The 6,119-nt window shown below is 66.9% G+C and carries 7 protein-coding genes and 2 pseudogenes; 8 read left to right on the top strand and 1 reads right to left on the bottom strand.

Annotated features, from left to right (window positions below):
- Positions 1 to 193: 193 nt before the first annotated feature.
- Positions 194 to 625: pseudogene (gene tnpA, locus F1193_RS13680) on the top strand (IS200/IS605 family transposase).
- A gap of 159 nt (positions 626 to 784) precedes the next feature.
- Here tnpA and F1193_RS13675 read toward each other — a convergent pair.
- Positions 785 to 1,237, bottom strand: a pseudogene (locus F1193_RS13675) (IS3 family transposase); the annotation flags it as partial.
- Positions 1,238 to 1,584: 347 nt separating this feature from the next.
- On the opposite strand from F1193_RS13675, the gene F1193_RS13670 reads away from it, so the two are divergent.
- The 7 genes from F1193_RS13670 to F1193_RS13640 all read left to right on the top strand — a co-directional run bounded on the left by F1193_RS13670 (position 1,585) and on the right by F1193_RS13640 (position 6,118).
- A complete protein-coding gene (locus tag F1193_RS13670) occupies positions 1,585 to 2,328 on the top strand; it encodes a hypothetical protein (protein ID WP_150098364.1) in 744 nt (247 codons plus the stop codon).
- Between the two features lie 93 nt (positions 2,329 to 2,421).
- Positions 2,422 to 3,063: a hypothetical protein gene (locus tag F1193_RS13665; protein WP_150098363.1), complete on the top strand. Its 642-nt coding sequence runs from the start codon at positions 2,422 to 2,424 to the stop codon at positions 3,061 to 3,063.
- Between the two features lie 11 nt (positions 3,064 to 3,074).
- Positions 3,075 to 3,563 (top strand): MotA/TolQ/ExbB proton channel family protein, encoded by a 489-nt coding sequence (locus tag F1193_RS13660; protein WP_150098362.1) that lies wholly within the window; start codon positions 3,075 to 3,077, stop codon positions 3,561 to 3,563.
- 47 nt (positions 3,564 to 3,610) lie between these two features.
- On the top strand, positions 3,611 to 4,039 hold the full coding sequence (locus F1193_RS13655; RefSeq protein ID WP_150098361.1) for a hypothetical protein: 429 nt from the start codon (positions 3,611 to 3,613) through the stop codon (positions 4,037 to 4,039).
- Entirely contained in the window at positions 4,036 to 4,668 is a 633-nt protein-coding gene (locus tag F1193_RS13650; protein WP_150098360.1) for a hypothetical protein, read from the top strand. The genes F1193_RS13655 and F1193_RS13650 overlap by 4 nt, the downstream gene beginning before the upstream one ends.
- A 14-nt stretch (positions 4,669 to 4,682) precedes the next feature.
- Positions 4,683 to 5,654, top strand: a complete 972-nt coding sequence (locus tag F1193_RS13645; RefSeq protein ID WP_150098359.1) for a hypothetical protein — start codon at positions 4,683 to 4,685, stop codon at positions 5,652 to 5,654.
- Complete coding sequence (locus F1193_RS13640; protein WP_150098358.1) at positions 5,651 to 6,118, top strand: hypothetical protein; 468 nt, start codon at positions 5,651 to 5,653, stop codon at positions 6,116 to 6,118. Before F1193_RS13645 ends, F1193_RS13640 begins: the two co-directional genes overlap by 4 nt.
- Position 6,119: the final 1 nt, after the last annotated feature.

The raw sequence follows: 6,119 nt of genomic DNA, 5'->3' as shown, positions 1-6,119 counted from the left end.
CGGGTCACCGCTTCGCAGATCGCTTCGGCATCGGCCGCATCGGTCTTGCCTCGTTTGATATACGGCTTGACATAAATAAACAATGTAATCCCCCGGCTTTGCCGGGGTGACTCCCAAATGTTTGACGTATCAGGGAGTCCATCGTGACAATCACCGTCGTGAGCCGCCAAAGCACACGAAAGGTCAAGTCACGATGGACGAGTTTGAGAGTCTAAGTCACACGAGGTGGGAGTGCAAATACCACATCGTTTTCATCCCAAAGGGTCGAAGAAAGCAGCTTTTCGGGCATATCCGATCAGATTTGGGGGAGGTATTCCGGCGACTGGCCGAGCAGCGAGAGAGCCGAATTGAGGAAGGGCACCTGATGCTGGATCATGTACATATGATGATCTCCATACCGCCGAAATACGCGGTTTCGCAGGTGATCGGCTACGTCAAAGGCAAGAGCGCCATTCACATAGCGCGCGTCTACGCCGGAAAAAGAAAAAACTTCACAGGACAGCACTTCTGAGCAAGGGGATACTTCGTTTCGACGGTTGGGCGGGACGAAACCATGATCCGGGAGTACATCAAAAACCAGGAAAAAGAGGATGCTCGGCTGGATCAGTTGAGCCTCTGGAGATAACCACCTTCAGGTGGTTCCCATTCGTTGGGCCGCGTCAGCGTCCCAGTCCAGCCGCTTTGAGCGGCTCACACCATAAAGCCCCCGGCTTTGCCGGGGGATATTTACTTCAACAGCTTGAACGCCCCGCAGTTGCTGTTCTGCATCGGTTTGCCGGGCGTGCGCGAGGCATTCCTTGGTGACGTCGTCGATGATGTTCAGGATGCGGAACCGGCGGCCGTTGGCGAGCTGGTCGTGGACGAAGTCCAAGGACCAGCGGGCGTTCGCCACCATCGGGACCGGGACCGGACGCCGGCAGTCCGATGGCCCGCTTGCGGCCGCGCCGGCGGCGGACCGACAGCCCTTCCTCACGGTAGAGCCGCTGGATCTTCTTGCGGTTCACCACCTTGCCCTCGCGTCGCAACAGGATGCGCAACCGTCGATAGCCGAACCGGTGGCGCTCGGCCGCGAGTTCGCGCAGGCGCGTCCGCAGCGCGGCATCGTCCGGCCGGCGGTGGCGGTAGTGTACCGTCGAGCGGTCCGCCCGATGATCGCGCACGCCCGCCGTTCGCTCACCTCGTGCTCGCGCACGAGATAGGCGACGGCATCTCGCACCACGGCAGGCGTCACCATCTGTCTGTTTGCTATAGGGTCTTTCCGGATCGTGAATGCTGGCCGCAGCCTGCGCGTATGTAAAATCGCATATCGCACCTAAATGCTGCAAAACGCAATTTTTTAGTGGAAATATGCGCCTCCAGAGGGCATTGTTACCGCGACCTTAACCGAAGGCGGTCGCAATGGCGAGACTGGTCCCCTCGGCGGGGGCACTGCTGGTGATGACGGCTGTAAGTGCGTTCGCCCTTAGCCCGAGCGAGATCTGCCGTAACCCCGAGATTGCGCAGCGGTGCTTGGCCTCCTGCGAGGCCGCTTGTGCCGACGCAAAATTCTTATCAGAGCACGCCCGCTATTGCCTAGACAATGGATTGATCGGCGTGACCGGGGCGCGGCCGCCGCGGGCGGATGCGCCCGAGTGTCAAGATGCGTTCCGGGCCGAGAGCACGAGCCAGTCGTCGGCGGATGCCCCCCGATCTGCGGGCGAGCCGAAGTGTGCGGAGGCGAAGAAGCTGTCCGAGCGCCTGAAATGCGAGTCCTTGGGGATGACGCCCGCGTGCGCGCCGAGCCCGCGGGATCTCGAGCAGAAGGCGAATCTCCTCACCTTCGAGATCGAGACGGAACTCACCAAGTACGGCGAGCTCCTGAAGCGCGACTGGACCCACGTCAGCAACAGGCAGCGACTGTGTGCGTTCTCCATGGCCGAGCTCGACCGGAACTACGAGATCGCAACGCAGAACCCGAAGATCCTGGGCGCGCTGCAGGAGCGTGCGAGTAGCATCCAGAACTGTCAGACCGTATGGGAGCGGCACGTGTCGCCACGTCAGGTCGAGGACATGAGCGCCGTAGGAACGGACACGGCGCCGAAGTCGCTGGATGGCTTGGCCGGTGGTGACAACCGGCGCGGCCTCACGCCTGTACCGTCGCCGTCCGACAGCCTGCCCGACAACTTGGTTCGGGACATGCGGACCCAACTCGACAAGCTGAAGCCCGGCATGGCTCGCTTGAGTGAATCCGTCCGCATCCTCCAGAACGCGACGAAGACGATCGAGCAGGTCGCGCGGTTTCACATGTTGTTCTGTGACCCGAATGGGACGGTGAAGGCGGGGAAATAATCGTACGACACGTGCCGGTGCTGGAATGTTCGAGAGGGAAGAATGAGACCGAGGTTCGGACGCGAGTTCGCGTGTGTCGCCGCGCTTGCCGCGGTGCTGGTCGGCGCGGGCGCATCGCACATTGTTCAGGCGCAGGTGCTCGGGCGGACACCCGACACGCAGACCACGCGGACCCAGGCCCCGTCGCCCGGGCGCAGCGGGGACTCCAAGATCGCCGAGATCTCCAAGCAGGTCGACGAGCTGTTGGCGGCGATGGAGGCGCAGTCGAAGCAGTTTCCGGCGGTCCTGGCGGCGATCAAGGCCAAGCGGGAGAACATCGAGAAGGCCGATGAGACGGTCACCGCGATGATCGAGCGCCTGAAGCAGGTCACGGAGAGCATGGACGACAAGTCCACGTTCCGCGCGGAGATGGCGTCGATCGAGCAGGCGATCAGTAGTCTCATCGACGAGGCGAGGGCCTCGAACGACGACGTCATCAAGGCGACCCTGCCGAATCTCGAGCGCAAGCTCGGCGAGCTCCGGGCGGCCGAGGCGCTGCGGGGGAGCACGATCATCGAAGCGCGCAACGTGATCCGCGAACTCGAAGACAACAAGACCCGCTTGAAGTTCCTGATCCGTGCCGGCGAGGTGGTCCGCGCCATCGATATGATCGTCGCCAATGTCGGCGAGTTCGCGAAGATCGTCGAGAAGGGCAAGATGGTCACGCGCGGCCTGCTCGACGCGAGCAGCCCCTGACGGTTCTCGCCATGCCGAAGACCGAGCGAACGATCGCCGCAACTGCCGTCGGCTGGTTCTTGGTGGTCGGGGCGAGCTACCTGCTCGCCCTGACCATCGCGCCGGCGATGCCGGACCTGCTGACGGGCGACGACTATCTGTCCGCGATGCTCAAGCGCAGCATCTTCTCGCTGTTCCAGGCACCGATGCTAGTCGGCTGGATCGCGCTCGTGCCTCATGCGGCCTGGCTGGCGGCCCGCCATCCGACCCGGGAGACCGCGATAGCCTACGACACGTTCGGCGCCTGGGCGCAGACCTTGTTCACGTCCTTCGGCTTCATGGGGACGGTCGTCGGAATCTCGGTCGCGGTCGCCGGACTTCGACAGGCGATGGACGCCGGTGACCCGAGTGCCCTGATCGGTGGGCTCTACACCGCGTTCGACACCACGTTCCTCGGCCTGTCGGGTGCGTTGACCATCATGTTCTTCCGCAAGGCGGCGCGCCTGTGGCTCGACACGTGAACGCGGACACAGATGCTGATCGGGCGTTCGGTGGGTTCGGGATCGTCATGACCGACATCTTCATCGCCGCGACCTCCTCGCTCATCATGGCCCTGGCGGTGTCCCGTCCGCACGAGCCGGTTCGGCTGCCGATCCAGGCCGATCTCGTCAGCTTCTGCCCGCGCGCGGGGCAGGCGGCGTTCCTCGTCGTCGCGGCCGATGCAGTGACGCGCTCAGCGCCGCGCACCGTCGCCGCGGCGGACGCGGCCGACTTGGCGCGCGCGGTCGGTCTGCTCGGGCTCCCGGACCGTCCCTTCTACACGATCGCGCTGGCATCGACGCCGTCGCGCCCACCGGGGCCCCGCTGCCTGCGCGAGTTCCAGCGCGACCTCGTCGACCGGCACAATCGCGACGTGATCGAGCCGGACGCGCCGCCCGATGCTCGGATGATCTTTACCGTCACGCCAGTCGCCGTGTCGCTCGATTTCGGAGAGTGAGCAACGTGCTGGGCGAGGATGAAACCGCCGCGATCGACCTGTCCGTCGGGTTCTTCGCGGCCGTGCTGGTGGCCTTCATCTTCGCGGCATTCAGTGCGGCGCCCGATGCGCCGCCGGTGCCGGTGACCTCGATCGGCCAGACTGCGGAGACGGTCGAGGTCCTGCCCGCGACCTGGAGCCCGGTCCGCGAGCGGGGCGGCTTCGCGATCGTGTCGGGGGGCATCGTGACGATGCTCGACCTCGGTGCCCTGGCCCGCGAGATCGTCGCCGCGCCGCCGGGCACCGCGGGGGGCGAGGACGGTCACGCCAGCTTCCACGCGGGCCAAGGCGCCGCACCGAACGAGTTCGCGGTCAATCTGGTGTTCACGCCCGGTGCGCTGCCGGCCGCCTGGGTGCGGGAAGTGACGCCCCTCGGCGCCGGCGCGCCGTGCCCGGGGAGCGTTCGACGGCTCCTCACAGCTTGGGTCGACCAGCGCGAGCCGTCCATCGCGCCGCTGCTGTCGTGGGCGTCGGCATGCCGGATCCGGCTTCGGGTCGAGGTGCTGCCGGCCGCGGCCGAGAGCGGTCGCGTCTCTCGCGCCATCGCCCTCGATGCCGGCAGCTTCGCCGCACAGAGGATCTTCCGGTGATTTGGCGGGCGTCCATGGTGGTCACCGTCGCCGCGGTCGTGTCGATCGCGACGGCAGCGGTCGCCAACGACGGCTGTGCGCGGAGCGATCCGGCGGGTGCGGTGGCACCTGCGGCGACCTGGACGCGGCACGGGCTCGAGTGGGTCTGGTCTGCTCCGGCGCCCCACATCGTCGACCGCTGCCGGGTCCGCGAGCAGCGTGAGGCGGGGTGCCAGGAGGGAGACGTCCGCTTCGGTGACACGGCGGCGATGCGCGGCGCGCTCGACGACATCGACTGGCCGCCGAACGTACGCCGCATGATGTCGGCTGCCGCCCTCAGCGACGTGCCGGAGCAGGCCTACGCCCTGATCGATGCCGCCCTCCACAGCGAGGGTCTCGACGGCACGCACCGGGCGATCCTCCTCAACGAGAAGATCCTCACCGCCCTGCAGTTCCGCGACACCTCCGCCGCGAAGCGGGTGCTGGAGGAAAGCGGGCCGCCGGGCGACGTGCCGGCGGCGCTGCTGTCGGATCGATTGTTCTTCCGGGTCCTAGTCGCCGAAGACGGCGCGACGCCGCGAGACTGGGCGAGCGTGCTCGACGAGCTGCTTACCGAGGCGCTCCAGAAAGACCCATCGCATTTCTCGGTGCGGGTGTGGCGCCTCCTGGCGTGGTTCAAGGGGCGGGCTGCCCGAAGCGAGGACAGCTGCCCCGGCGCGATTCGAGCGCTCAGCACGCGCGCGCTGGATGTTTCGCAGGCCAGCGCCTGCCCGCTGCTCGTTGGGCATGTCGACCACGTCATCGCGCGGCGGCTCGAATCGCCGGGCCTCGCCGGGAGCGGCCCCGACGCGTCCTGGCGCAGCTTCGTGACCGGCCTCCTCGCCCACGTGACACGCAATCGGCCGGTCGAGGCGGCCGCGCTCGGCGACCTCGCGCGGCGGGCGCGAGCCGGCAGCTGCGAAGAGCTGATGATCCGCGAGCTCGCCACCTTGGGGGAGACGCGATGAGCGCGCTCTTCGCAGCCACGGCCGTCGCCGGCGTCCTGCTCCTGCTTCCGCGGCCGTGCGCCGCTGTTCCGGTGGCCGCGGCGCTGGGGGCCGCGACGGTCCTGTGGGTGACAGCGTGGTCGATGCTGCTTGATCCGGCGGGCGCGCTGCTGCCGACGCTCGCGCGCCTGGCCGGCGGTCTCCCCGCGCAGGTCGCGGTCAATGTCGGCGTCGCGGTGACCGCCTGGGCGCTGGCGGCCGGCGTGCTGTGGGTGACGATATCGCGCCTGCCGCGCGGCGGGCTGGGCGCATCCGCCTCCGTGATCGTCGCGGTGTTGTGGGCTGTCGGCACTATTCTCACCGGCCTCGGGCGGGATGGTGCCTGGCCGTGGGAGTCGATCGCCGTCGCCGCGGTTACGGTCGGCCTCGCCGCTGGCCTCGGACTGCTGGCGCGGCGCGCCGGCGGCCAACAACCCGAGATATGAC

Source organism: Blastochloris sulfoviridis (assembly GCF_008630065.1).
Lineage (GTDB): Bacteria > Pseudomonadota > Alphaproteobacteria > Rhizobiales > Xanthobacteraceae > Blastochloris > Blastochloris sulfoviridis.
The sequence above is the reverse complement of the archived record's forward strand: the minus strand, read 5'-3'. Positions and strand labels throughout refer to the sequence as shown.

Bases quoted from the DNA above. Each gene is read 5' to 3' on its own strand.
- F1193_RS13660 (WP_150098362.1), top strand. From the start codon at position 3,075: ATGCCGAAGACCGAGCGAACGATCGCCGCAACTGCCGTCGGCTGGTTC.
- F1193_RS13655 (WP_150098361.1), top strand. From the start codon at position 3,611: ATGACCGACATCTTCATCGCCGCGACCTCCTCGCTCATCATGGCCCTG.
- F1193_RS13645 (WP_150098359.1), top strand. From the start codon at position 4,683: ATGGTGGTCACCGTCGCCGCGGTCGTGTCGATCGCGACGGCAGCGGTC.
- F1193_RS13640 (WP_150098358.1), top strand. From the start codon at position 5,651: ATGAGCGCGCTCTTCGCAGCCACGGCCGTCGCCGGCGTCCTGCTCCTG.